Origin of the sequence: Qipengyuania nanhaisediminis, from assembly GCF_900115585.1 — a bacterium.
In the GTDB taxonomy this organism is placed as follows: domain Bacteria; phylum Pseudomonadota; class Alphaproteobacteria; order Sphingomonadales; family Sphingomonadaceae; genus Qipengyuania; species Qipengyuania nanhaisediminis.
Window position 1 is genome coordinate 121,838 of record NZ_FOWZ01000003.1, and the last position, 24,669, is coordinate 146,506.

16 protein-coding genes are annotated in these 24,669 nt (G+C 61.8%); 8 read left to right on the forward strand and 8 right to left on the reverse strand.

The features are described 5' to 3' along the window. Window positions 1-14: 14 nt before the first annotated feature. Window positions 15-2,210 carry an acylase gene (locus BM173_RS09470; protein WP_090480643.1) on the reverse strand — a complete coding sequence of 732 codons (2,196 nt, stop codon included), beginning with the start codon at window positions 2,208-2,210 and terminating at the stop codon, window positions 15-17. A 119-nt stretch (window positions 2,211-2,329) separates the two neighbouring features. On the opposite strand from BM173_RS09470, the gene BM173_RS09475 reads away from it, so the two are divergent. The 4 genes from BM173_RS09475 to BM173_RS09490 all read left to right on the forward strand — a co-directional run bounded on the left by BM173_RS09475 (window position 2,330) and on the right by BM173_RS09490 (window position 12,490). Continuing rightward, window positions 2,330-3,778: an ATP-binding protein gene (locus BM173_RS09475; protein WP_090480647.1), complete on the forward strand. Its 1,449-nt coding sequence runs from the start codon at window positions 2,330-2,332 to the stop codon at window positions 3,776-3,778. 137 nt (window positions 3,779-3,915) lie between these two features. Then, window positions 3,916-6,492 carry an ATP-dependent chaperone ClpB gene (gene clpB / locus BM173_RS09480; RefSeq protein ID WP_090480652.1) on the forward strand — a complete coding sequence of 859 codons (2,577 nt, stop codon included), beginning with the start codon at window positions 3,916-3,918 and terminating at the stop codon, window positions 6,490-6,492. Between the two features lie 372 nt (window positions 6,493-6,864). Further along, window positions 6,865-10,377, forward strand: a complete 3,513-nt coding sequence (locus tag BM173_RS09485) for a TonB-dependent receptor domain-containing protein (RefSeq protein WP_090480654.1) — start codon at window positions 6,865-6,867, stop codon at window positions 10,375-10,377. Between the two features lie 109 nt (window positions 10,378-10,486). Beyond that, window positions 10,487-12,490, forward strand: coding sequence for an alpha/beta hydrolase family protein (locus tag BM173_RS09490; protein WP_090480657.1), 2,004 nt, complete (start codon window positions 10,487-10,489; stop codon window positions 12,488-12,490). A gap of 72 nt (window positions 12,491-12,562) precedes the next feature. On the opposite strand, the gene BM173_RS09495 is transcribed toward BM173_RS09490, so the two are convergent. The 4 genes from BM173_RS09495 to BM173_RS09510 all read right to left on the reverse strand — a co-directional run bounded on the left by BM173_RS09495 (window position 12,563) and on the right by BM173_RS09510 (window position 17,848). Then, entirely contained in the window at window positions 12,563-14,020 is a 1,458-nt protein-coding gene (locus BM173_RS09495) for a 2OG-Fe(II) oxygenase family protein (protein ID WP_090480660.1), read from the reverse strand. 39 nt (window positions 14,021-14,059) lie between these two features. Further along, on the reverse strand, window positions 14,060-14,383 hold the full coding sequence (locus BM173_RS09500) for a hypothetical protein (RefSeq protein ID WP_090480663.1): 324 nt from the start codon (window positions 14,381-14,383) through the stop codon (window positions 14,060-14,062). 164 nt (window positions 14,384-14,547) lie between these two features. Then, entirely contained in the window at window positions 14,548-14,868 is a 321-nt protein-coding gene (locus BM173_RS09505) for a hypothetical protein (protein WP_090480668.1), read from the reverse strand. Window positions 14,869-14,977: 109 nt separating this feature from the next. Continuing rightward, a complete protein-coding gene (locus tag BM173_RS09510; protein WP_245755842.1) occupies window positions 14,978-17,848 on the reverse strand; it encodes a TonB-dependent receptor domain-containing protein in 2,871 nt (956 codons plus the stop codon). Window positions 17,849-18,176: 328 nt separating this feature from the next. Between BM173_RS09510 and BM173_RS09515 the strand changes: the two genes are divergently transcribed. Together BM173_RS09515 and BM173_RS09520 are read left to right on the forward strand one after the other, a co-directional pair. Then, window positions 18,177-19,349, forward strand: coding sequence for an acetyl-CoA C-acetyltransferase (locus BM173_RS09515; protein WP_090480673.1), 1,173 nt, complete (start codon window positions 18,177-18,179; stop codon window positions 19,347-19,349). Window positions 19,350-19,373: 24 nt separating this feature from the next. Then, window positions 19,374-20,159, forward strand: a complete 786-nt coding sequence (locus BM173_RS09520) for an SDR family NAD(P)-dependent oxidoreductase (RefSeq protein ID WP_090480675.1) — start codon at window positions 19,374-19,376, stop codon at window positions 20,157-20,159. 4 nt (window positions 20,160-20,163) lie between these two features. On the opposite strand, the gene BM173_RS09525 is transcribed toward BM173_RS09520, so the two are convergent. Both BM173_RS09525 and BM173_RS09530 read right to left on the reverse strand, forming a co-directional pair. Beyond that, window positions 20,164-21,237, reverse strand: a complete 1,074-nt coding sequence (locus BM173_RS09525; protein ID WP_090480678.1) for a copper resistance protein B — start codon at window positions 21,235-21,237, stop codon at window positions 20,164-20,166. Then, window positions 21,234-22,922, reverse strand: a complete 1,689-nt coding sequence (locus BM173_RS09530; RefSeq protein ID WP_090480680.1) for a copper resistance system multicopper oxidase — start codon at window positions 22,920-22,922, stop codon at window positions 21,234-21,236. Before BM173_RS09530 ends, BM173_RS09525 begins: the two co-directional genes overlap by 4 nt. A gap of 85 nt (window positions 22,923-23,007) precedes the next feature. Here BM173_RS09530 and BM173_RS09535 point away from each other — a divergent pair, with 85 nt between their 5' ends. Then, a complete protein-coding gene (locus BM173_RS09535; RefSeq protein WP_090480684.1) occupies window positions 23,008-23,277 on the forward strand; it encodes a metal-sensitive transcriptional regulator in 270 nt (89 codons plus the stop codon). 11 nt (window positions 23,278-23,288) lie between these two features. Then, a complete protein-coding gene (locus BM173_RS09540; RefSeq protein ID WP_342741977.1) occupies window positions 23,289-23,768 on the forward strand; it encodes a DUF411 domain-containing protein in 480 nt (159 codons plus the stop codon). Here BM173_RS09540 and BM173_RS09545 read toward each other — a convergent pair. After that, window positions 23,765-24,370, reverse strand: a complete 606-nt coding sequence (locus BM173_RS09545; RefSeq protein ID WP_090480687.1) for a DUF305 domain-containing protein — start codon at window positions 24,368-24,370, stop codon at window positions 23,765-23,767. The two genes, BM173_RS09540 and BM173_RS09545, sit on opposite strands and share 4 nt — an antisense overlap. Window positions 24,371-24,669: the final 299 nt, after the last annotated feature.

Consider the following 24,669-nt stretch of genomic DNA (forward strand, 5'->3'; position numbering starts at 1 on the left):
AAGTGCCTGGACGCTCAGCGACGGTTTGTCACGGTTTTGCGGCTCTTCGCGTTTTCCAGCACGTCTTCGCGCCAGAAATGGACCGGTTTCAACCGGTGCTGGACGAACAGCGTAGACTGATCGGCGTAATGCGGTGAATCGGGCCGCGTGGTGGCGGAACCGAAGGGCTGGATCGAGCGCGAGGTGACCCGCTCGCCCGCGTTCCACTCGACCCACTGGATGAAGCTGTCGCCATGGCGGACCGACAGCCTGCCATCCTCGTCGACATCCCACAGCGTCGATGCGCGCAGCGTGTCCGATCCTCCGTCCAGAGGCAGGTCCACGTCTCCCTGACGCAGGCGAAGCAGGTCGCCCATCGGCGGGTCGATGCGGCCGAAATGCCTTTCCAGGTGATCGACCGATTTCACCAGCTCGTCGCGTGCGCTGGGGCAGGCCTTGTTCTGGTACCGGCAGGACATGAACTCGCGGATCATCAGCAGGGCGAGGCTGTCGCCGCGCCCGATATTGTCGGCGGTGAAATCCCAGTCGAGGAGTAGCTTGCGGGCCTCGGCTAGGCGCGGTTCGTCCGACAGGTCGAGTGCTTCCAACTCGTCCCACAGGTCTGCCACATAGCCTTCGCGCGCATAGCCGGTGTCGTACTTGATCTCTTCCAGCGTGGCGCGGTCGAGCCGGTCGGCTTCGCTCAGCAGTTTCCAGGCCCTGCGCGAACGGTTGGTCTGTTTCAGTTCGACACCGAGTTCGGGCGCGAAGTCTCCGGGCGAGAGATCGCTTCCCGCCCCTGCAGCGGTGTAGGGCGCATTGTTGGCATTATAGAGCCAGCCTGATGCCGGGTTCAGGTAACGCGGCAGTTCGCCGTACTCAACCAGACCGCTCCAGACGAGGGCCGGATCGCTCCCGTCCAGCACGGTCCGCCAGTTCGGCCCCTCGCTACGGTCGGGCAGGGCGGCGTTGTAGATATAGGCAATATTGCCGGTCTTGTCGGCGTAGATGAAGTTGGTCGAGGGGATGTCCATCCGGGCAAGGATGACCTCCCATTCTTCCAGCGTTTCGGCCTTGTTGAGGCGGTAATAGGCATCGAGCTGGCCGAGATTGTCGATCCCGCCATAGCGGAAAGCGAAGTAGCCATTGTCGTTCTTGATGACCGGGCCGTGGACGCTTCGCAGCACTTCGCGCTGGACCGGCAGGACGAGCGGGCCGAACCGCACGGGCAGGGTCACCGTCTTGCGCTCGAGTTCGCGCCATTCCTCGCCGAAGCGGTAGCGATTGCCATCTGCGTCCATTTCCAACTGGTAGACGTCGATCATGTCGGGGGTGTTGACCGTATTGGTCCAGCCCAGATCACGGTTGTGGCCGAGGAAGGGGAAGGGCGAGCCGGGGAAATTGGCCCCGGCATAGTGCCAGCCTTCGCCGCTCTCCACGACGAGTTCGTACCACGCCACACCGCCGCGCCAGGGCTGGTGGCTGTTCGAGACGAGGATGGTCGGTCCGCCAGACTTTTCCGGCGTGACGGCAAAGGCGTTCGACCCGCTCATGCCGTTATCCTTGCCAAGCGGTGACATCGCTACCTCTTGCGAGGGCAGGGCGGCATCGACCGTGTCGGCCGGGCGCGGGAAGCCGGGAATGTCGGGGCCGTATTCGCGGCGCAGCGGCTCGCCCGTGACCAGCGGTTCGATCACGCCGTTGAGGCCGAAAAAGAACGGCTGGCGCAGCGCAAAACCTGCCGCCACGTCTTCGCCTTCAACCGGAAACAAATTGCCGAGCTTCAGCTCGTCTGGGTTCTCTTCTGCGAACTGGTTGAGCCCTGCCGCATAGGCATCGAACAGCGCGCGGGTGTCTTCGGGCAGGTCCGGATAGTGGCGCTCTGCCGTGCCGCGCGCGTCGAGCAGGTGGTAGACATAATCGATTGCCGCGCCGTCCTGGCCGGCGATCGCGCCATAGCGGCCCCGGGCCATGGCGATCACGTCCTGCAGGGTCGAGAAATCGTCTTCCGAATGGGCGATGGCGACGCCGTAAGCGACGTCCGCGTCGGTATCGCCATAGATATGCGGCACGCCGAATTCGTCACGAACGATCTCTGCGGTGTAGGCGCGCTGCGGCTCGACAACATCGTCGCGCTCTGCCCACAGCGGTTCCCAGGTTGCCAGCGCGACGAATGCGACAAGCACGAGCAACAAAAGGGCGAAACCGATGCGCCCGAACCATTTGGTCATGAAATCCAGTCCTCTCTCGCAACCGATCTAGCGTCGTGCGACGAGCGGTGCAATCGGTCTGGGCAAAACCTGTCGCGGCCTATTCCGCTTTGGGGATTCGGCTGTCTAGCCATGTGCGTGTGACTGCCAACATCACCATCGGCCATGAAACGTCCGGCAAGCCGGTCGAGTTCGATATCGAGGAGCTTCTCGCGACCCGCCTGCTCGTCCAGGGCAATTCGGGCAGCGGAAAGTCGCACCTTTTGCGCCGCCTGCTCGAAGAAAGCGCGGGGATGGTGCAGCAGGTGGTGATCGATCCGGAAGGCGACTTTCCCTCGCTTGCGGAAGAATTCGGCCATGTGGTGATCGACGGGGCGGCCTATTCCCCGCCCGAGATAGAAGCGCTCGCCCGCCGCATCCGCGAGCACCGCGCCAGCGTCGTGCTCGACCTCGACGGGCTGGAAGTCGAACAGCAGATCCGCTGTGCCGCGCAGTTCCTCTCCGCCCTGTTCGATGCCCCGCGCGAACATTGGTATCCCGCGCTGGTCGTGGTGGACGAAGCGCAGATGTTCGCGCCTGCCGCAGCTGGCGAAATGGCCGAAGACACGCGCCGCATGACGCTGTCGGCGATGACCAACCTCATGTGCCGCGGCCGCAAGCGCGGGCTGGCCGGCATCGTCGCCACTCAGCGGCTGGCGAAGCTGGCGAAGAATGTCGCGGCAGAAGCGTCGAACTTCCTGATGGGTCGCACCTTCCTAGATATCGACATGGTGCGCGCGGCCGACCTGCTCGGCATGGAGCGGCGGCAGGCGGAGCGTATCCGCGAACTCGAACGCGGGCATTTCCTTGCGCTGGGCCCGGCGATCACGCGGTTGCCGGTCGCCTGCAAGATCGGTCCGGTAAAGACCGGCCACCAGGCGCGCAGTGAAGGGCTGATGGCGCTTCCCGATACCGCGCCCGAAGACATGGCCGACCTGCTGACGCGCGATCTTGCCAGCGATGTCGCCAAGGCTCCGCCGCCTCCCGCCCCTCCGCCCGCACCGCGACTGGAGGAAATGGAGGACAGCATCGCCCATGCCGAGGAGCGGCAGGTCGAGGCGCCTGCCGAGAAGCCCGACAACTCTGCCGTTGCGCAGCGGATCGAGGAACTGATCGGCGAGCTGGCGGGCGAAGAAGGCATCGCCTTCCAGTCGGCCAGCGCGCAGTACCAGACCTTCCTCACCCGTTGCCGCCGCGAACGGCTGATCGGGCCGATGCCGGATATGCACACCTTCCGCCGCCGCTTTGCTATCGCAGGCGCAGGCCTTGCCGAACTGGGCGAGGATTTGCAGGCGCGGATTATGCACCTCGCAAGCGCCGTGGACGACGACCTGCTGGGACCTTTCCTGGTGATCGCCAAGGCGGCCCATGCGGGCGAAACGCAGGTCGACGAGGATGAACTCGCCCGCGCCTATGGCACCAGCTCGCCCGGACGCATCCGCCGCCTACTCGACCACCTCGCACGGCAGGGCCTGATTGTCGTCCGCGAGGATTTCGGCGGTGGCCGCACGGTCATGGTGCCGGACCTCGAAGGGCTCCCTGCGGAATAAATTTCGCCTTGCCTCTCGCCAAGCGCGCAGGCACCCCTATATTCGACTAACACACCTCGCATATTTTTGCGGGAGAGGGCTTGTGTTGCAAATTGGCAACACCATATCCGGGCGGCAATTCTTTTTGAGGGACCAGCATGAATCTCGAGAAATTCACCGATCGCGCCAAGGGCTTCCTGCAGAGCGCGCAGACGGTCGCCATTCGCATGAACCACCAGCGCATTACATCGGCGCACATCCTGAAAGCCCTGCTCGAAGATAATGAGGGCATGGCCGCGCAGCTGATCCAGCGCGCAGGCGGCAATCCCGGCGTGGCGATTACCGAAATCGATACGGCTTTGGGCAAGATTCCGGCTGTATCCGGCGGGGGAGCACAGCAGACGCCCGGCCTCGACAATGATGCCGTGCGCGCGCTCGACCAGGCAGAGCAGCTGGCAGAGAAGGCCGGCGACAGCTTCGTGCCTGTGCAGCGCCTGCTGCAGGCACTCGCGCTGGCGGACAACGATGCCGGCAAGGCGCTCAGGTCGGCTGGCATCGACGCGAAGTCGCTCGAAGCGGCGATCCAGGAAGTTACCGGTGGCCGCACCGCCGACAGCGCGGGCGCGGAAGAGAGCTACGATGCGATGAAGAAGTACGCGCGCGACCTCACGCAGGCGGCGCGCGACGGCAAGCTCGATCCCGTAATCGGGCGCGACGAGGAAATCCGCCGCACGGTCCAGATCCTCGCCCGCCGCACCAAGAACAATCCCGCGCTCATCGGCGAACCCGGCACCGGCAAGACCGCGATTGCCGAGGGCCTTGCGCTGCGCATCGCCAATGGCGACGTGCCCGACAGCCTGAAAGGCCGCACGCTCATGTCACTCGACATGGGCGCGTTGATCGCGGGCGCGAAATATCGCGGTGAGTTCGAGGAACGCCTCAAGGCCGTGCTCGACGAGGTGAAGGGCGCCGAAGGCCAGATCATCCTGTTCATCGACGAGATGCACACGCTGATCGGCGCCGGTGCGTCCGAAGGCAGCATGGATGCAGGCAATTTGCTCAAGCCCGCGCTGTCGCGCGGCGAGCTCCACTGTATCGGTGCCACCACGCTCGACGAATACCAGAAGTATGTCGAAAAGGACCCCGCACTCCAGCGGCGTTTCCAGCCCGTCTTCATCGACGAGCCGAGCGTCGAGGATACGATCTCGATCCTACGCGGCATCAAGGACAAGTACGAATTGCACCACGGCGTGCGCATCACCGACGGGGCGATCGTCGCCGCGGCGCAGCTGTCGAACCGTTATATCCAGAACCGCTTCCTGCCCGACAAGGCCATCGACCTCATGGACGAGGCGGCCTCGCGCATCCGCATGGAAGTGGAGAGCAAGCCGGAGGAAATCGAAGGCCTCGACCGCCGTATCATCCAGCTGCGGATCGAAGAGCAGGCCCTGCAAAAGGAAACCGACAGCGCGTCCAAGGACCGCCTTGAGGCCTTGCGCAAGGAATTGTCCGAACTCGAACAGCAGTCGAGCGAACTGACCACCCGCTGGCAGAACGAACGCGACAAGATCCACGCCGAGGCGCGGGTCAAGGAAGAGTTGGACCAGGCGCGGATCGAACTGGAGCAGGCCCAGCGCGCCGGCGACTTGCAGAAGGCGGGCGAGCTGCAATACGGCAGGATCCCCGAGCTCGAGAAGCGGCTCGAGGAAGCGAGTGGCCACACCGACAATGTGCTGCTCAAGGAAGAAGTGACAGAAGACGATATCGCGGGCGTCGTGAGCCGCTGGACCGGCATTCCGGTCGACAAGATGATGGAAGGCGAGCGCGAGAAGCTGCTCGACATGGAGAATATCCTGTCGAAGCGGGTGATCGGCCAGTCGCAGGCCATCGACGCGGTGTCGAAGGCCGTGCGCCGCGCACGTGCAGGGCTCCAGGATCCAGGGCGTCCGCTCGGCTCATTCCTGTTCCTCGGCCCCACGGGTGTCGGCAAGACCGAGCTGACCAAGGCGCTCGCCGGATTTCTGTTCGATGACGACCAGGCGATGGTCCGCATCGACATGAGCGAGTTCATGGAAAAGCATGCGGTCGCTCGCCTGATCGGTGCGCCTCCGGGCTATGTCGGATACGAGGAAGGCGGCGTCCTGACCGAAGCCGTGCGGCGCAGGCCATACCAGGTCGTGCTGTTCGACGAGGTCGAGAAGGCGCATAGCGACGTATTCAACGTGCTCCTCCAGGTGCTCGATGACGGACGCCTGACCGACGGGCAGGGCAGAGTCGTGGATTTCAGCAACACGCTGATCATCCTGACCTCAAACCTAGGCAGCCAGTACCTTGCCAACATGGACGACGACCAGAAGGTCGAGGATGTCGAGCCCCAGGTGATGGACGTGGTACGCGGGCATTTCCGCCCCGAGTTCCTCAATCGCCTGGACGAGATCATCCTGTTCCATCGCCTAGCGCAGGAACACATGGCGCCGATCGTCGATATTCAGGTGGCTCGGGTGCAGAAGCTGCTCAAGGATCGCAAGATCGTGCTGGACCTGACCGAAGCGGCGAAGAAGTGGCTCGGCCGGGTGGGCTACGATCCGGTCTACGGTGCGCGGCCGCTCAAGCGAGCCGTCCAGCGCTATGTCCAGGACCCGCTGGCCGACATGATCCTGTCGGGCAATGTGCCGGACGGATCGACCGTCAAGATCGACGAGGGCGACGGCTCGCTCGAGATGCAGGTCACCTAAGAAACGAGAAGAGGCGGGTCGAAAAGGCCCGCCTCTTTTGCATTCGGACGCTGGTGATTCGCCCGTCGTTCAAATGACTACAGCGTTGGATAGGTTTTCATGCGAAACAAAATTCTGCGTGCCAGCCGTTCGCGCGACTGAATATTTCACGCCTCAACGCCGGATCGGCAAATGTGTGGGATTTGCGCAACAAGGGATTCTAAAGCGCTCCAGTGCTTTGACACTGCATCGTTAATCCCGCAGAAACCCGTGTGTTGGGACTGGGGGTCTATCCACCCGGACAATTCGAGCGAACCGGACGCCGCTAGGGGTGCGTCCTTTTCGTCGTCCGGATGGGAGACGCAGTTCCAGTTGTCGCGACTGGAGTAATCAATGCGAAAAATTCACACGAAAACAATCCGGGGTCTCGCCTTCTCGGCATCGGCGCTCGCGCTGACTGCGGGTAGCCAGGCATATGCGCAGGACGCAGACTGCCCCGAAGGCCAGGAAGAAGTAGCCGGCGAATGCGTCATCCAATCGGATGGCCCCGACGGCGTCACCACCAACGATCCGACCGCACAGGACGTTGTCGACGTAACCGACACCGGTGCCACCGGCCAGAGCGCTCCGGGCGCCATCGTCGTTACCGGTTCGCGTATCAAGCGCGACACCTACAGCTCGATCTCGCCGCTCCAGGTCATCACCTCGGAAGTCGAAAACGAAGCTGGTCTGTTCGATCCCTCGCAGATCCTGCAGCGCTCGGAAAGCGCATCGGGTCAGCAGATCGACGCAACCTTCCAGGGCTTCGTCCTCGATAACGGCCCGGGTTCGCAGACGCTGAACCTGCGCGGTCTCGGTGCAGACCGTACCCTCCTCCTGCTCAACGGTCGCCGCCTGGCTCCCGCCGGTGTGGAAGGCGCGCCTTCGAGCCCGTCGATCAACCTGCTGCCGGGTTCGCTCATCGACCGCTACGACCTCCTGCTCGACGGTGCTTCGTCGATCTACGGTTCGGACGCAGTTGCCGGTGTGGGTAACGTCATCCTGCGCAAGGACTTCGACGGCCTCGAACTCTTCGCTCGTGGCGAAATCAACCCGATGGGCGCCGGTGAAGATTACACCATCAGCGCTGCATACGGCATCAACTTCGACCGCGGCTTCATCGGCCTGGGCGCAGAATTCGATCACCGCGACACCATTCGTCTGCGTGACCGCGACTTCTTCGAAGGTTGCGATACCGAGTATGAAATCACCGATTCCGGTGAGATCCGTACCGTCAACGTCCGTAACGACGCGATCATCCGTTCGCAGACCGGTGGCGACATCGGCGTGCGCCAGGATCCGTGTAAGTCGTTCGTCGGCGCTGCCGCGATCATCGTTCCGGGCCTTTATGACTCGGTTTTGTTCTTCCAGGACGCCAACGGCAATGTCGGCGTACCGGGCGGTAACACGGGCATCCCGAACTTCAGCGTCCGCAGCGACGCGTTCGGCGATTTCCGCGACGACAACAACGACGGCATCCTCGACGTCGACTATGCCGACTACAACGTAGCGGGTCTCAACCCCGGTCAGACTTTCCAGAGCGGCCAGGACCTCTACAATGTGATGGCTTACGGTGAGTACACCTTCCCCGGCGAGATGAACCTCACGCCGTTCTTCGAAGCGAACTACACCCGCGCCGAGATCACGTCGAACAACAACGGTGCCGGCAACATCGCGGTCTATGCACCCCGCGACAACGCGTTCAACCCGTGTAACTTCTCGGTAAATCCGAACGGTGTCGACTGTGCTGCTGCTGACAACGAGTTCCTCGGCATCACCGGCGCCTCTTTCGCACTGCCGACCGGCCGCGATCTTGCCGCGCGTTCGTTCTTCTCGATCGCTGGCGACCGCGACAACGTCGAAGTCACGCAGGAACAGTACCGCGGCGTTATCGGTCTGAAGGGCGACCTGCCCTTCATCGCTCCGAGCTGGACCTTCGAAATGGCGGGCGTCTACTCGCGTTCGGAAGGTAAGTCGGTCCGTCTTGGCATTCGTGAAGACAAGCTGGCCTTCGCCCTGGGCGTCGATCCGACCGCAGACTTCAACAATGACGGCATCGCCGATCGTGACGGTGACGGCATTGCCGACGACTACAACGGCAACGCCTCCAACCCGCCTCTTACGGGCGGCGCGTGTAACGCGGCTGGCCTCGCCAATCCGGAGCTTGCAGCACCCGACCTTCTCGAAGGCTGTGTGCCGGTCAACATCTTCGCCCCGAGCGTTTACGGTCTGCCCTTCGGCGACTTCGCGACGCAGGCGGAGCGTGACTATGTCTTCAGCCCCAAGCTGTTCGACACGGTTTACGAACAGAAGCTGTTCAGCGCCTTCGTCACCGGCGACCTGTTCGAGCTTCCGGCCGGTCCGGTCGGTGCGGTGTTCGGTGTCGAATATCGTCACGACAAGATCGACTCGCAGGCTGACTTCGTCACCACCAACGGTCTGTTCATCCAGTTCGCTTCGGACGCAGGCACCACCGGTGACAAGTCGACCAAGGAAGCGTTCGCAGAAATCGACATCCCGCTTCAGTCAGGCAAGGAATGGGTCCGCGAACTCGACCTGAACCTGTCGGGCCGTATCACGGATGACGAATTCTACGGCACGAACTACACCTATGCGATCAAGGCCGGCTGGCGTCCGATCGATCCGCTGCTCCTGAAGTTTAGCTATGGTACGTCGTTCCGTGCGCCGAACCTGCGTGAAAACTTCCTCGGCGGTCGTACGGGCTTCGGCAGCATCATCGATCCCTGCGCCGTTCCGCCCGAAGCGTATGACGCTCTTGGCGACGGCTACAACGCAGAAAACGACGATCGCGAGCAGACCACGCTCGATGCCTGCCGCCGTGAAGGCCGTGATCCGACCCGCGTCGGTATCAGCCCGCTCGGCACCAACTCGACGCAGCAGGCGAGCCCGGAAGTGCTCACCGGTGGTAGCCTCGACATCGATCCCGAAACGTCGCGTTCGATCACGGCAGGTGCCGCGTTCGAAGAAACCTTCGGTGACGGCTTCGATGTTGCGCTTGGCATCAACTACTACGACATCAAGCTGAAGGATTCGATCATCAGCCCGTCGTCGCAGTTCATCGTCAACGACTGCTTCACGCGCCAGGATGGCACGCGCAGCCCGTTCTGTGATCGTATCACCTACGATACGGATGCAGACAACACGCGCCTGCTGATTTCGGACATCGACTCCGGGTTCATCAACCTGAACCAGGAAAGCGTCCGCGGTCTCGACATCAATGCCAACTTCGGCAAGGAAGTCGCGCTGTTCGGTACGCTGGTCGATCTCGGCATCAACGTTCGTGCGAACCACCTCATCGAGCGCAGCAACCTGTTCATCGGTGACAATGGTGACCCGAGCATCGACAACGATGAAGGCGAATTCGGTTTCCCGAAGTGGACCGGCCGTTCGACCTTCACTGCAGATGTCGACAAGTTCCGCGTCACCTACGCCGTTCGTTACACCGGTCCGGTGGAACAGCAGGCTGACGGTATCGACCCGCTCAGCGATGCATTCGGTCGCGGTCCGGACGGTCAGCCGACCGGCTTCGACGGCAACACCTGCCTCGGTAACGGTTCGGGTTCGAACGATCCGGTCACCGGCGAATTCATTCCCGACGGCATCGTGCCCGGCGACGGTGTATTCTGCCGCGACATCGGCTTCGCGGATGGCCAGTTCCTGCACAGCGCTTCGGTGCGTTACCGTGCAGAGAAGTTCACCATCCTCGTGGGCGTCGACAACATCTTCAACACTGCTCCGCCGCTGGTGGACGGTAACGAAGTGTTCGCGATTGCAAACACCGCAATCGGTAACGGTTACGACTACGATGGACGCGAATTCTTCGCATCGATCACCTATGAGTTCTAATTCGGTTAATCTGAGTTAGTATAGGAAAGGGCGGTTCCGTGTTTTGGACACGGTGCCGCCCTTTGCTATTGAGGGTCACCCTTTTTGAATATCTTGTGAGAGTCGCTTCATGAAAATCATCAAATCCGCCTTGCTGGCTGCCGGTGCAGTCGCATCTCTCGGAATTGTCGCCGCCCCGGCCGCGGCGCAACAGAACACCACCGGCATGCCGACCGTTCCGATCGAGGTCTGGGCGCTGCGCGACGTCGTCAACGCCGTACAGGTTTCGCCGGACGGCAAGCATGTCCTCGTCCACGTGGTCGAAAGCAAGGAGGGCGAATACCTCCTCAAGATCTACAAGACCGAGGACATGTCGAAGCCCTTCCGCGTGCTAAATGCGGACCCGATGGAAATCATCAGCGCCTCTTGGGTCAGCGATCGCTATATCTTCGGATCGGCGTGGCAGCAGAACCGCAGCAAGGTCAACGGCCCGGAGCAGGGCACTTATGACTATGCCGGCTACGCCTATGACCTGAAGACCAACAAATTCCAGAAGATCGACGGTAACTTCGGCATCGCGAACCGCCTGCCGAACGACCCCGATCATATTCTCGTCGAGACCGGCACGGCCATCCCCGATCCCTCGGGCGTCGATCCGTTCGAAGCTTTCCGTCCGCGCTCCTACTACAAGGTCAACCTGGCACGCGGCACGCGGAGCCTGGTGCTGAAGGGCAGCGAAAAGTATCCGACTGCGCAGTTCGACAACGAAGGCAATCCGCGTTGGACCGTCGGCTACGATAGCGGCACCAAGGAAGCGATCACCTATTACCGTAAGCCTGGCGAAGGCTCGTGGACGGAACTGATGCGCTACGATCAGGACAAGCACGAGAACCTGTATCGCACGCTTTCGGGCTTTATGGGGCTCGCCGGTTTCGATCCCGACAACCCCAGCATCGGTTATGTCATCGACAACCGCGGCGAAGACAAGGCTGCCCTGTGGGAGTTCAACTTCGACACCGGCCAGTTCGGTGAAAAGCTCGCCGGCACGGACCAGGCCGACATCATGGGCATTCGCACCAGTTCGATGCCGGGCGACGAAACGCTCGTCGGCGCGATCTATCCGTGGGACAAGTATCGCACCATCTGGTTCGATGAAGGCGAAAAGGCGCTCTACGAAGCGCTCGAAGCCCAGATCCCCAACGCCCACCAGGTCAGCATCACCAGCCGTTCTACCGATGGCGGCACGATGATCGTATCGAACCGTGGTCCGCGCGATCCCGGCTCCTACTGGCTGGTCCGCAACGGCACCATGACCAAGCTCGGCAGCCGCAACCCGCTGGTCCAGCCCGAGCAGCTCGCGGATGTCGAATTCATCCGTTATCCGTCGCGTGACGGGAAGCTGACCATCCCGGCCTATTTCATGCGGCCGAAGGGCGAAGGCCCCTATCCGCTGATCGTTCGTCACAACGGCGGCCCGCACGTCAATGGCGTGGTCGGCTACGACGAATGGGACCAGATGCTGGTGAACGCCGGTTACGCCGTGCTTCGTCCGCAGAACCGTATCTCCACGGGCTGGGGCCAGAAGCACTTCGACGCAGGTTACGGCGAACACGGCCTGGCCATGCAGGACGACAAGGATGACGGCGCGCTCTATCTCATCGAAAAGGGTCTCGTCGATCCCGATCGCGTTGCCTTCATGGGCTGGTCTTACGGTGGCTACTCGGCGCTCGTCGCAGCGTCGCGTTCGCCGAACATCTACCAGTGCGTGATCGCCGGTGCGGCAGTTTCCGATCCGGAAAAGAGCTACAAGCAGCGTCGCAGCCCCTATTCGCCCAAGGCGATCGACGATTGGGCGCAGCGCCGCGGCATGATCGGCATCAACCCGATCAAGGAAGTCTCGAACGTCAACGTGCCGATCCTGATGGTTCACGGCGATGTCGACGCGCGTGTCCTCTACTTCCACTACGAAGACTATAAGGATGCGATCGAGAAGGCCGGTATCCAGGACGCCCAGTTCCTGACCCTCAAGGGTGCCGACCACTTCTATACGACGCTGATGTTCGAGCATCAGCAGCAGTTCTATACGAAGATGTTCGACTTCCTGAAGAACGATTGCGGCCCGGGCGGCCTCTGATCTGATCTTCAGCCACCAATGCGAAAAGGGCCGGTATACCTTCGGGTATGCCGGCCTTTTTTTTGGGCGCGCCTAGGGAGCGATGTCGAAGGCCACGCTCAGCCTCTCTCCTTCGGTGAAGGGCGTAGTTCCGTGGAAAAGGATCGAGGGGAAGAGAGCAAGCCTGCCTCGTCGCGGCAATATCTTGCGGAACGGCTCTTGCTCTAGGCCGAGTTCTTTCGGTGGTTCCCCGAGAACCAGCATGCCCTCTTCGCTCGATTGTCCGAGCGTCTCGGGCAGGTCGATGTAAAGCGCCGAACTGAACAGGCCGTTGGGGTGGACGTGATTGGTGTGATAGCCAGACCCTGCGCGCAACAGCACCGACCATGATCCGATGATGCGAACCTTATCCGGTTTGCGCTGCAGGACAGGATGGCCGGGCACCATCGGCAGAGCCTCTATATGGCTGCCGACGGTATCGATGAGCTTAAGCCGCAGCGACTGTATTTCGGGTTCCGATCGAGCCAGCAGAGGGCCATCGGTTTGCGTGCCTCCCCTGACAGACTGGCCCAGAAACCCTTCGCGCGCAGTATGGATCGCCCTTAGAATGCTGCCCAGTTGCTGAACCTCGTCGCTATCGAGGACATCGTAGGTTTCGATAAGTCCGGGCTGGCCGAACAGCCAGTCCGCACGCGGGTCGTCCGCCATTTGCCATGCGAGCCCAAGCCAGGGCCACACATGCTGGTCCCCGTCCTGGCCGGTTACTGCTGTTCCGAGGGCAATCGCCGCGTCTATCCTGCCATCCCGCACGAGATGCCGCATGACGTGGCTGGCGAGGGCGGGGGCGCTCACCGGTTGGAGCGAGGAGAAATGGCGGTCCGCGCGCTCAGTCCGCCCGGTCTCCGAAGCCGCGATCGCCTGATAGGTGGCAAGGCCAGGCCCAGGCCCGAGGCGCCTCTCCAGTTCATCGGCGAATTGCAGCAGGCGCTCGAAGTCTTCGCCGGCGTGCAACAGGTCGAGCTTCAGCGTCAGCAGGCCGATGTCGTTGGGGCTTGCATCAATCGCTGCATTCAGGGTCCTGAACGCTGCCGGGCCTTCGCCCCTCGCGACGCGGGTCTCCACCAGCTGGCGGTGGGTATCCAGATCGTTGGGGCTGTTTTTGAGGTAACTCTCGAGCAGCGCGATCGATCGATCGGCCTCTCCAAGCCCCGCAAGAGCAGACGCCTTGCCCAGCACCAATGCCTGGTTGCCGGGATCCAGCGCCAAGGCAGCATCGTAAAGCGCGACCGCAGGCTGGCCGGATTCGAGGGTCGCGCGTGCCAGCGCGTGGCGGCTGACCAAAGAGCTTGGATCGAGCTGGACCGCCTTATTGAAGGCCGCGATTGCCCGCTCGCTGTCCAGCTCTGCACGAAACAGCGTACCGAGCGTGTGCCACAGGCGGGGATTGGCCGCGTCCAGCTCGATCCCCGATTGCAGCCTGGCAATCCATTCACCGCCGAGGCCTGCATTGCGGGCCGCGATGGCATTCTGAATCAGGGCTTCGCTATCCATGCTTGCGGCTATGAAGGAACAGCGCCGCAAGCCAAAGAATTATCCGCCGCGTTGAGAGTTGACGAGACCTGCCTCCTGCATCTTGGTCGCCCCGTCCCGGCTCATCCGGCCATGGTCTTCCCACTGGGCGACTGTCATGCAGATGCGCTTCTTGCGGACGCGCGATCCCGTCACCTTGATGCGACGACACACGACTTCTTCTGTGTCGGACGCGCCGGTTTCCGAATCTGTCTTTGCCGTGGATTGAGCGGCAGAAGGTTGTGCGACGGCCGCAGGAGGCGTGTCGGCGTAGGCTGTGCTCGCAAGGCCAAGAGCGCCGAGGCCGAGTATTGCAGAAAGCGTGAAGGTGGTGGGAGTGCGCATGAAAATCCTAACAATAAGAATGTCTTGAGCAGTCCGCACTTCTGCTTAGGGCAAAAGAGAACGGCGGGCAACAGCCCGCCGTCTTTTCTAAGCAGCCGATCCAAATCGGAGGGAGAGAAGGATTAGATTGCCAATCTAGTGCAATCTCGAAAACAACTTTCCGGTCAGGGTCCAGGATCGCCAGCGGGGTCGATGGAGCCAGCATCCTGCATTTCAGTCGCCGCGTTACGGCTGTTGCGGCCGTAGGCTTCCCACTGCGCGAAGGTCATACAGATTTTCTTCTTGCGGACGCGCGAACCGGTCACCTTGATCCGGCGGCAGTCCACTTCATTCTGATCGACCTCGGCATCCTCGGACGCTTCTTCTTCGACGGGCTGGTTCGAAGCCGCGGGCGTCGCTTGGGCGGAAGCGCTGCTCGCGCTGATCAGGAAGGGCGACGCGATAAGGGCTAGGATCGCTGCAAAAAAACTGTGCGAATACTTCATGAATTTTCTCCTTGGGGTGAAGCTTATGGCACTGAGCAACGCTTGTCACGGGCGAAAAAAAAGCGGCGGGCCGGAGCCCGCCGCTTCTATTTTCGTCAATCCGTGAGGATTAGAACGAGATATTTGCCGTGACCGAGTAACGACGTCCGAGAACGTCGTAGGTCGACGGATAGGTGTTACCCGAGTTCTGTGCGGTCGTACCGATGTACGAGCTCACGCTCGGCGGCTCCTTGTCGAGCAGGTTGAAGACACCGAAGGTCAGGCTCATGCGGTCGTTCACATCGGCCCGGACGTTCAGGTCGAAGTAGTGGTACGACGGGATCGACAGATACTCTTCAAGGATGCCATCGGTGGACAGCGCCTCTTCGTAGTTGACACCGTCGATCCAGCGCCAGCGGAGCGAGACCGCACCGAAGTCGTCGAGGTTTGCGGTAACGCGTGCGTTAGCCGACCATTCCGGAACGATTTCGCCGTTGAAGAAGCTGCAGTTCGAGCTGTACTGACCAACGCATTCGCGGTTGATCGAGGTCGGGCTCGCCTGGAACTTGATCTCGTCGACCCAGTTCACACCGAAGTCGAAGCCGAGACCGCCGAAGCCGGTGGGCATGTCGTAGGTCAGACGTGCGTCGACGCCGCTGGTCTCGATCGTGCCTTGGTTCGTGAGACCCAGGAACAGACCCTGTGTATCGCCACCACCGTTCAACGAACCGTTGAGCGGGTTACGACCGATAAGGCCGCACTCTTCTGCCGATGCGTCCGGCGTGTTGCCGTTCGGACCGAAGCAGGGGTCGAGGATGTCGTTGGTCGTCGGGTTGGTAATCGCGTCTTCGACCTTGATGCTGTAGTAGTCGGCCGTGAAGGCGAGACCTGGGACGAAGTTCGGGGTGAAGATCACGCCGAGCGTGTAGCTCTTCGCGGTTTCCACATCGAGGTTCGGGTTACCACCGCTGGTGGCGTTGACCTGACCTGCCGACGGAGCGGGAATGCTGCCGATCGAACTGGCCGGTGCACCCTGCGCCTGACAGATGCTGGCGAGAGTTGCGTTGGTCGTCGGAGCCGCTCCCTGACACGGGTCCACAGCGAGTGTTGCCAGACCGGTCGTAACCGGCAGGAACAGTTCGGCAATGTTCGGCGAACGAACAGCCTGCTGATAGATGCCGCGGAATACGAAACCTTCGAACGGCTCGATGCTACCACCGGCCTTCCAGGTCGTGCTCGTTCCGGTGTTCGAGTAGTCCGAAACACGGATACCGGCCTCAAGGGTAGCACCGTAGATGAACGAATTCTCGATCAGCGGGACGATGACTTCGCCGAAGATTTCCTTCACGCTGTAGCCACCCGAGTAGCTCGGCGACGGGGCGCCGGTACCGAGGACTTCGTCCTGCGTGCCGAAGGAAACGTCCGAACGCTGCGATGCACCGTAGTCACGGTATTCCGCACCGATTGCGAAACCGATCGGGGTTTCAGCGGCGAGGAAGCCGGTTTCCGTCAGGTCGCCCGAGATGCTGCCGCTGACGACTGCAAGCGAAGTGGAAACGGTGTTGCCCGCAGGCTGGTTGAAGAAGGCAATCGATTCTGGCGAGATCGAGGTGCCGTCTCCGAACAGGTTGATCGGCGAACAGCCGTTCGACGGGTCCGAACAGGTAGTCGCGTCGTTTGCACGAAGCGCCTGCTGGACACGCGACTTGAGGCCCCAGTTGAGGTTGGTCTGGGCACGATCGGATTCGCCATAGGTGGCGTAAACATCGTAATCGAGCAGATCGGTCAGACCGCCGCGAACACCGGCCCACAACTGGAACTGGTTCGTGGTGTAATCGGTCTCACGTGCGCCCTGTTCGACGAGGCGACGATTGATGATCGTCGGAACTTCAAGATAGTTTGGATCTTCCGGGCTCGTTGCATTGCCGGCGGCAATACACGTTGCGGGGTCGATCTCGTTGTCGGCACAGATTTGGTCGCGGATCGCGTCAGTCAGGAACGGGTTGTTCAGGGGGAACTGCCAAGTGTCACCGAACAGGCCCGAAGGGGCGAGCTGCAGCTTCACAGAAGCCTTGGTGAACATGCCCTTCGTGTAGAATTCCACGCCCGGCGACACTTCGTAATTGGCCGTCGCGAAAGCGTTGAAACGCTCGAGCGGGGTCTGGAAGTAGTTGAACGGTGCGAAGTTGAAGGAGTTGTAGGTCGGAACCAGCGTTCCGGTTTCCGGATCGTACTGGTCGCCATTGATGCGGGTCGGGACCGAGGTGCCCGAGCCGATTTCCTGGCCGCCGACGAAGAAGGTTTTCTTCGAAACGTCGCGATCGCCCTGCAGGACGGGCGAGATGTTCTGGTAGCCGAGGCTCAGCGTTGCGTTGCCGCGACCATCGTCGAAGCCTGCGCCGAGGGTGATGTCTGCGCGAACACGCTCGCCGTCACCCTGTTCGGTGATGCCTGCCGTGCCCGAGAATTCGGCACCGACGAAGTCATCCTTGAGGATGAAGTTGGCAACACCGGCGATAGCGTCTGCACCGTACACCGACGAAGCACCGCCGGTTACGACTTCGACGCGCTCGACGAGTGCGACGGGGATGATGTTAAGGTCGGTCGTGCTGGTCAGCGTGCTGGGAACAACGCGCGTACCGTCGACGAGGACGAGGTTACGGTTGGTGCCGAGGCCGCGAAGGTTGAGAGCCGAGAAGCCGCCCGAACCGTTGTTGACGTTGTTACCGAAGCCGGGAACCACGCCCGGAAGGTCGACCAGCAGTTCTTCAGCGTTGGTAACCTGCTGAATGCCGATGTCTTCCGAAGTGACGAGCTGGATGGGGCTCGACTGTTCGAGGTTCGGGTTCGAAATACGCGAACCCGTAACGATGATGGCGGTAGGCGGAGTCTGCTCTTCGTCGGCGACGGTTACGTCGGCGTCCTGAGCAAAGACCGGCTGCGCACCAAGCGCGACACCGAGCGCCAGGGGCGCCGCTGCCAGCTTAAGCTTGCTTTGCATTCTCATAATGCTTCAATCCTTATTCTTGCTCTCACCGGAAGGAACCCGGTGAGAAACCCCTCTAAATTTATACCGCGGCAGGCACCGGGGAGGCACCTGGATTTGCGGATGCCGCATGTGCTCAAATGTGTCTTCAAATTGCAAAATGTTTATCCCGGGCCGATGCGTTCGGGCATGGTGTGTTGCGAAATTGACACAACTGCGAAATGGCGGAATTGCGGCAATTTTTCGCAGAGAGGTTCAATGCTCCGTAGACCTTTCCCGATTGACCTTTACGTCAACGGAACGTAGCCAGTAGCAAACAGCAACTCGAATCCGGAGATGGACTATGCCCGCCGCCTATATCGTTGAAGCCGTACGTACCGCAGGCGGGAGGCGCGGGGGGCGGCTTGCCGGCGTCCACCCCGTCGATCTGGCTGCGAAGTCGCTCGATGCGGTGATGGAGCGCTCGGGTCTTGAGGCCAAGGCAATCGACGATGTCGTGATGGGCTGCGTCAGCCAGGGCGGTGAACAGGCGATGCAGGTCGGACGCAATGCCGTGCTCGCATCCAAGCACCTCGGCGAAGGCGTGCCCGCCGTCACCATCGACCGCCAGTGCGGGTCTTCGCAGCAGGCGATCCAGTTCGCCGCGCAGGCCGTGATGAGCGGGACGCAGGACGTGGTCATCGCCAGCGGCGTGGAAAGCATGACACGTGTACCCATGGGCTCGACGGCGATGTTCCACATGAAGGAGGGCCTCGGGAACTACAAATCGCCGGGCCTCGAGGAGAAATACCCCGGCATCCAGTGGTCGCAGTTCATGGGCGCGGAAATGATCGTGAAGAAGCACGGCTTCACCAAGGGCGATCTCGACCGCTTCGCCCTGTCGAGTCACGAGAAGGCAATCGAAGCCACGCGTTCGGGCGCTTTCGAGGCCGAGATCGTGCCGGTCGAAATCGAGACCCCGGAAGGCACGGAAATGCACACGGTGGACGAAGGCATCCGCTTCGATGCCACGCTCGAAAGCATCCAGTCGGTCAAGCTGCTCAGCCCCGAAGGCACCATCACCGCCGCCTCCAGCAGCCAGATCTGCGACGGCTCCAGCGCAGTACTGGTGGTCAGCGAAAAGGCGCTGAAGGAATACGGCCTCACCCCGCTGGCGCGCATCCACAATTTGACCGTGACGGCAGGCGATCCGGTCATCATGCTGGAAGAGCCGCTGTTTGCGACCGACCGCGCCCTGGAACGGGCGGGCATGAAGATTTCCGACATCGACCTGTTCGAAGTGAACGAGGCCTTCGCGCCCGTGCCGCTGGCATGGCTCAAGCACACCGGCGCCGACCCGGAAAAGCTCAATGTCAACGGCGGGGCTATTGCACTTGGCCACCCGCTCGGTGCATCGGGGACCAAGCTGATGGCCACGCTGGTCCATGCGCTGAAGGCGCGCGGCAAGAGATACGGCCTGCAGACGATGTGCGAAGGCGGCGGCGTCGCCAACGTGACCATCGTCGAGGCGCTTTAATTACCTGAATTGAGAGGATTTTTCATGGAAGTTTCAGCAAATACCCCCGCAGTCGTGACCGGTGGTGCATCGGGCCTCGGCGAAGCCACCGCGCGTGCACTCGCCGCCAAGGGTGCCAAGGTCGCCATCTTCGACATGAACGAGGAAAAGGGTGAAGCGGTCGCCAAGGACATCGGCGGCGTGTTCTGCAAGGTCAATGTGACCAGCGACGAAGACGTCGATGCAGGCTTCGCCAAGGCGCGCGAGGCGCACGGCCAGGAACGCATCCTCGTCAATTGCGCCGGTATCGGCAACGCCATCAAGACCGCCAGCCGCGACAAGCAGACCGGCGAGATCAAGAGCTTCCCGATCTCTGCCTTCGATTTCGTGATCCAGGTGAACCTGATCGGCACCTTCCGCTGCATCGCCAAGTCGGCTGCAGGCATGATGAGCCTCGACCCGCTGACGGACGAGGGCGATCGCGGCGCGATCGTCAACACCGCATCGGTCGCTGCCGAAGACGGCCAGATGGGCCAGGCTGCGTACTCGGCCTCGAAGGGCGGCGTGGTCGGCATGACGCTTCCCATCGCGCGCGACCTGATGCGCGAAGGCATCCGCGTGAACACCATCCTGCCGGGTATCTTCAACACCCCGCTGATGAATGCCGCACCGCCGCAGGTGAAGGAAGCGCTGGCTGCCAGCGTCCCGTTCCCCAAGCGCCTCGGCAATCCGGAAGAATACGCCAAGCTCGCCATGTGCATGATCGAGACCGGCTATTTCAACGGCGAAGACGTCCGCCTCGACGGCGCGATCCGCATGGCTCCGCGCTAAGCGGTCAGAACCAGGCCCTCAGGCCGACCAACAGTTTAAGGCCGTCGGGGTCCTCCCCGGCGGCCTTTGCTCTGTCGGCCGTCTCGCCCAGCTTGGCTTCGTATTCGACGCCGACATAGGGCGCGAATTCGGGCGTGAACTCGTAACGCAGGCGCAGGCCCGACTCGACCTTGGTAAGGCCTGCGCCGATCTCGCGCTCAGGGATGTCCTGCGCGGACAGTTCCAGTTCCACGCGCGGCTGCAGGATCAGGCGCTGGGTGATTTTCTGGTCGTATTCGCCCTCGATGCGCGCCGTAAGGTCGCCCTGGTCGGACAGGAATACCGCGCCGTCGACATGGAACATGTATGGCGCGAGACCCTGCACGCCGATCACGGCGTGGGCGCGGCTGTCTGGCTCGATATCGTAGCGAACACCTGCCTGAAGGTCGAAAAACGGCCCGATCGCACGGCTATAGAGCGCCTGGATTTCCGCGTCTTCCAGCTCTGACCCGAACTCGCCTTCGCCTTCGGACTTGAAGACGAAACGGTTGAGATCGCCGCCGTACCAGCCCTGCGCATCCCAGACATAGCCGGTGTCGCCGCCATCTGTCGGAACGCGGGCCTCGAGCCGCTCCAGCATGATCATGCCGGTCTTCATGCCACCGTTTTCATGGGCCAGCTGCGCGCGGCTGGGCGCCATGGCACTCTCGCCCCAGATCAGGTCGGCCGCGTGGCGCGGGCCTTCCAGGGCGCGCAGCGGGACGGCACTTTCGGGTGCCGCACCGGGGGTGGATTTGTCGGTCATCGCACCATGGGCCGAGTGGTCGACCGATGGCTGCCCCATCGCCGAATGATCCATGGTCGAGTGGTCCATCTTGGAATGGTCCATCGCCGAGTGGTCCATCTCGGCGGCTGGTTCAGCTTCGCTCTTTGCCGGACACTTTTCCGGCGGCAGATGCCCCATCGCGCAGTGATCCGGCTCCTGTGCCGCAGGAGTTGGTTCTGCCGAATGACCGGCATGAGCTGCGTGACCCGAATGATCCTGCGCGGCGAGTGGCGCGGAAAGAAGCACGAGAGGGAGGACGACAACGCGCATCATGCTTCTCCCGGTGCGGGGAAGGGACGCACCGTCACCACCTGCATCATGCCTGCATGCATGTGGTAGAGGAGGTGGCAGTGGAAGGCCCAGTCGCCCGGCTCGTTCGCGGTCAGGTCGAAAGTGGCGGTCCCACCTGGCTGGACCACGACAGTATGCTTAAGCGGCTGGTTCATGTGATCGGCCCCGTTCACCAGCTCGAAGAAATGGCCGTGCAAGTGGATCGGGTGGGCCATCATCGTGTCGTTGACCAGCTTGACGCGCACCCGCTCGTCGAAACCGAAGCGGATCGGGTCGTCGGTGACGGAAGTGAACTTCTTGCCGTCGAAGCTCCACATGTAGCGCTCCATGTTGCCTGTGAGATGGATCTCCATCTCGCGGTCCACCGTGCGATGCGGGTTCATCCGCTTGGCCTTCAAGTCGGTGTAGCGCAGCACGCGGTGCTTGACCGTGTCGAGGCCGAGGCCGGGGAAATCCATCCGGTCCATCGGCATCGGCGCGATCATGTCGACGCCGGGGCCGACCTTCACATCGTCCGGCACCGCGCTCTTGTCGCGCATGGAATGATCCATCGAACCGCCGCCGCCATGGGCGGAATGGTCCATCATGCCCATGTCCGTCATCGACAGCGTCACCGGCTCTCGCAGCGCGGGCGGGGCGGCGATATGTCCCTTGTGCGAGGTGAGGCTGGCAACGCCCATGCCGCTGCGGTCCATCGCCTCTGCCACCAATGCATGGCTGCCTGCGGGCGGCGTAACGATCACATCGTAGGTTTCTGCGACGCCGATCTGGAATTCGTCCACCTCGACATCGGCGACATCCTGACCATCGGCTTGGATCACGGTCATCGGCACGCCGGGAATGCGGACGTTGAAGAAGGTCATGGCCGAGCCGTTGATGACGCGCAGGCGCACACGCTCGCCCGGCTGGAATTCCAGCTGGAGATCGTCGGCCGGGCCATGCCCGTTGATGAGATAGGTGTAGGTCGTGCCTGTCACATCGGAAATGTCGCGCGGGTTCATCCGCATTTCACCCCACATGCGGCGCATTTCACCGGACATTTCGCCGTCGGTCGCGGTCTGCATCTGGCGGTTGAAATAGTGCTCGCCGACCTTGAGCTTGCGCATGATCTCGTGCGGGTGGATCGGCGTGAACTCGCTCAGCAGGACGACGTAATCGCGGTCGTAACGCGGATCGGGGTCGGCGCTTTCGACAACGATCGGACCATAGTGCCCCGCCTGCTCCTGCAGGCCCGAATGGCTGTGCCACCAATACGTGCCGCTCTGCCGGATCGGGAATTCATAGGTGAAGGTTTCGCCCGGCTTGATACCGGGGAAGCTGACCCCCGGAACCCCGTCGAACTGGAACGGGACCAGTAGGCCGTGCCAGTGGATCGAGCTGTCTTCTTCCAGGTGGTTGGTGACGTGCAGTTTGACGTTCTGGCCTTCGCGCAAGCGCACCAGCGGCCCGGGAACCGTGCCGTTGACAGCCACGGCGTGGCCCGACCGGCCGCCGGTCATGAAGTGATGATTGCCGATGGCAAGGCGGATGTCTTCACCCGAAACTTCGCCGAAACCGCGTTTCGCATGGGTCAGAGAACCGCCTTTGGCCCATGCGGGCATCGATAGCGAAGTGGCCGCGGCGAGGCCTGCTGTGCTGGTGATGAAACGGCGGCGATTGATCTGCATGACGGGGGAGATTTTCCGGCTCTGTTGATCCGTTGACGCGCTGCACATATATACCCCCGCAGGGTATTTCAACGGGATCGGAATTATGGCCGACAGTTCGACCGCGAAAATCAATCGACTCAACCGGATCGCGGGTCAGGTGCGCGGGGTTGCGCAGATGATCGAGGACGATCGCTACTGCATCGACATCCTCACCCAGATCCAGGCGATCAAATCCGCGCTGGCCAAGGTCGAAACGCAGGTCTTGAAGGACCACGCGGCCTGCTGCGTCGCCGAAGCGATTGCGAGCGGAGATGCCGAAGACCAGCGCCAGAAGTTCGAGGAACTGGTCGAGTTGCTACAGAAGAAAAGGTGATCGGGATGACCATGAATAAGACAACACGCCTCAACCTTCGCCTCGCTTTAGGGCTCGCGCTTGCAGGCTGTGCCGGTGCAGTGCAGGCGACCGAGATCGCGATGTACCGCGATCCGAATTGCGGGTGCTGCCTGTCTTGGCTCAAGCATGCGCATGAGCACTTCTCTGCCGATGGCGACGCGGTGGCAGCCAAGACCGTCGAGAGCGAGAATATCGCCGCGGTCAAGTCGGCCAATGGCGTGCCGGCTGACCTGGTGTCCTGCCACACCGCCATCGTCGACGGCATGGTGATCGAGGGTCATGTCCCTGCAGCGGATATCGAGCGCCTGCTGGAAGAACGCCCGGCGGGGATCACGGGCCTTGCCGTTGCCGGCATGCCGCTCGGTTCGCCCGGAATGGAAATGGGCAACCGGCGCCAGGCCTATCAGGTCATAGCCTTCGGCCCCGACAAGCGGTTCGTTTGGTCGAGCTATCCGGCCAGCGGCAACTAGCGCGCGACTTCGACTCCCTCGCGAATGTCGGGCGTAATCTCGCGCTCGACCGCCTTTTCGGCCTCGTCCATGAGTTCGGGCGTCAGCTTGGCCGTGCGCGGGGGCAGGGGGGTACCATCACCCATTTCCCCGTTAGCCTCGATGTCGGCGAGCAGGAGCTTCATTTCCGCGATTTCCTTCACCTGCGCTTCGATGATCGCGTCGGCCAATTCGCGCACACGCGGATCGCTGATCTCGGCGCGGCGGCTGGTGAGGACCGCGATCGAGTGGTGCGGGATCATTGCCTTCATCCACGCTTCGTCTTCGACCGTCGCCTGACTGCGGGCGAGGAACAGGAAGAGGAAGAAGCCCGCAATCGCGCCGATCATGACCAGCACCTTGGTCATGAATGTCTTGTACATGCCCCACATGAAACCCAGCATGATGACGATCATCGCCATGCCCATCATCAATGCCATCCACATGCGGGTCTGGCTGAAGAATGCGTGATCCGCCTCGTAGATGTTGGAATATTTCAGCACGAACATCGTCACGATCGACGTTGCGATCATGGCGAAGAAGGTGGTCCATTTGCCGCCGTGGCTGGAGCTGTCCTGGTTCATGGTTTCCCCGTTGGTTGACAATCCAATCTGAATTCAAAGCGTTTTTCGGAGCCGGACGGTTCCGGTCCGCCTGATTGGAGTTGCCGACTCACCTGCTCAATACTTGGATCTTTCGAGGCGCGATGCCGAACGCAAGAAATTGTCAAGTTAAATTACAAGTAGCGAAAATTCGCTAGGGACTGCGGCCGTTTTTTGTTGCCGAAGAAATCCGCCGGGACAAGCATTGATGCGGGTTGCTTTTGCAGGGGTGAGTCATGTCCCAGAAACTGTCAAAATTCCGTTCTTTAGTTACTTCGACT

Excerpts from the sequence above, each read along its gene's own strand:
- BM173_RS09470 (WP_090480643.1), bottom strand. The coding sequence starts at position 2,210 with ATGACCAAATGGTTCGGGCGCATCGGTTTCGCCCTTTTGTTGCTCGTG.
- clpB (WP_090480652.1), top strand. The coding sequence starts at position 3,916 with ATGAATCTCGAGAAATTCACCGATCGCGCCAAGGGCTTCCTGCAGAGC.
- BM173_RS09485 (WP_090480654.1), top strand. The coding sequence starts at position 6,865 with ATGCGAAAAATTCACACGAAAACAATCCGGGGTCTCGCCTTCTCGGCA.
- BM173_RS09490 (WP_090480657.1), top strand. The coding sequence starts at position 10,487 with ATGAAAATCATCAAATCCGCCTTGCTGGCTGCCGGTGCAGTCGCATCT.
- BM173_RS09495 (WP_090480660.1), bottom strand. The coding sequence starts at position 14,020 with ATGGATAGCGAAGCCCTGATTCAGAATGCCATCGCGGCCCGCAATGCA.
- BM173_RS09500 (WP_090480663.1), bottom strand. The coding sequence starts at position 14,383 with ATGCGCACTCCCACCACCTTCACGCTTTCTGCAATACTCGGCCTCGGC.
- BM173_RS09505 (WP_090480668.1), bottom strand. The coding sequence starts at position 14,868 with ATGAAGTATTCGCACAGTTTTTTTGCAGCGATCCTAGCCCTTATCGCG.
- BM173_RS09510 (WP_245755842.1), bottom strand. The coding sequence starts at position 17,848 with ATGCAAAGCAAGCTTAAGCTGGCAGCGGCGCCCCTGGCGCTCGGTGTC.
- BM173_RS09515 (WP_090480673.1), top strand. The coding sequence starts at position 18,177 with ATGCCCGCCGCCTATATCGTTGAAGCCGTACGTACCGCAGGCGGGAGG.
- BM173_RS09520 (WP_090480675.1), top strand. The coding sequence starts at position 19,374 with ATGGAAGTTTCAGCAAATACCCCCGCAGTCGTGACCGGTGGTGCATCG.
- BM173_RS09525 (WP_090480678.1), bottom strand. The coding sequence starts at position 21,237 with ATGATGCGCGTTGTCGTCCTCCCTCTCGTGCTTCTTTCCGCGCCACTC.
- BM173_RS09530 (WP_090480680.1), bottom strand. The coding sequence starts at position 22,922 with ATGCAGATCAATCGCCGCCGTTTCATCACCAGCACAGCAGGCCTCGCC.
- BM173_RS09535 (WP_090480684.1), top strand. The coding sequence starts at position 23,008 with ATGGCCGACAGTTCGACCGCGAAAATCAATCGACTCAACCGGATCGCG.
- BM173_RS09540 (WP_342741977.1), top strand. The coding sequence starts at position 23,289 with ATGAATAAGACAACACGCCTCAACCTTCGCCTCGCTTTAGGGCTCGCG.
- BM173_RS09545 (WP_090480687.1), bottom strand. The coding sequence starts at position 24,370 with ATGAACCAGGACAGCTCCAGCCACGGCGGCAAATGGACCACCTTCTTC.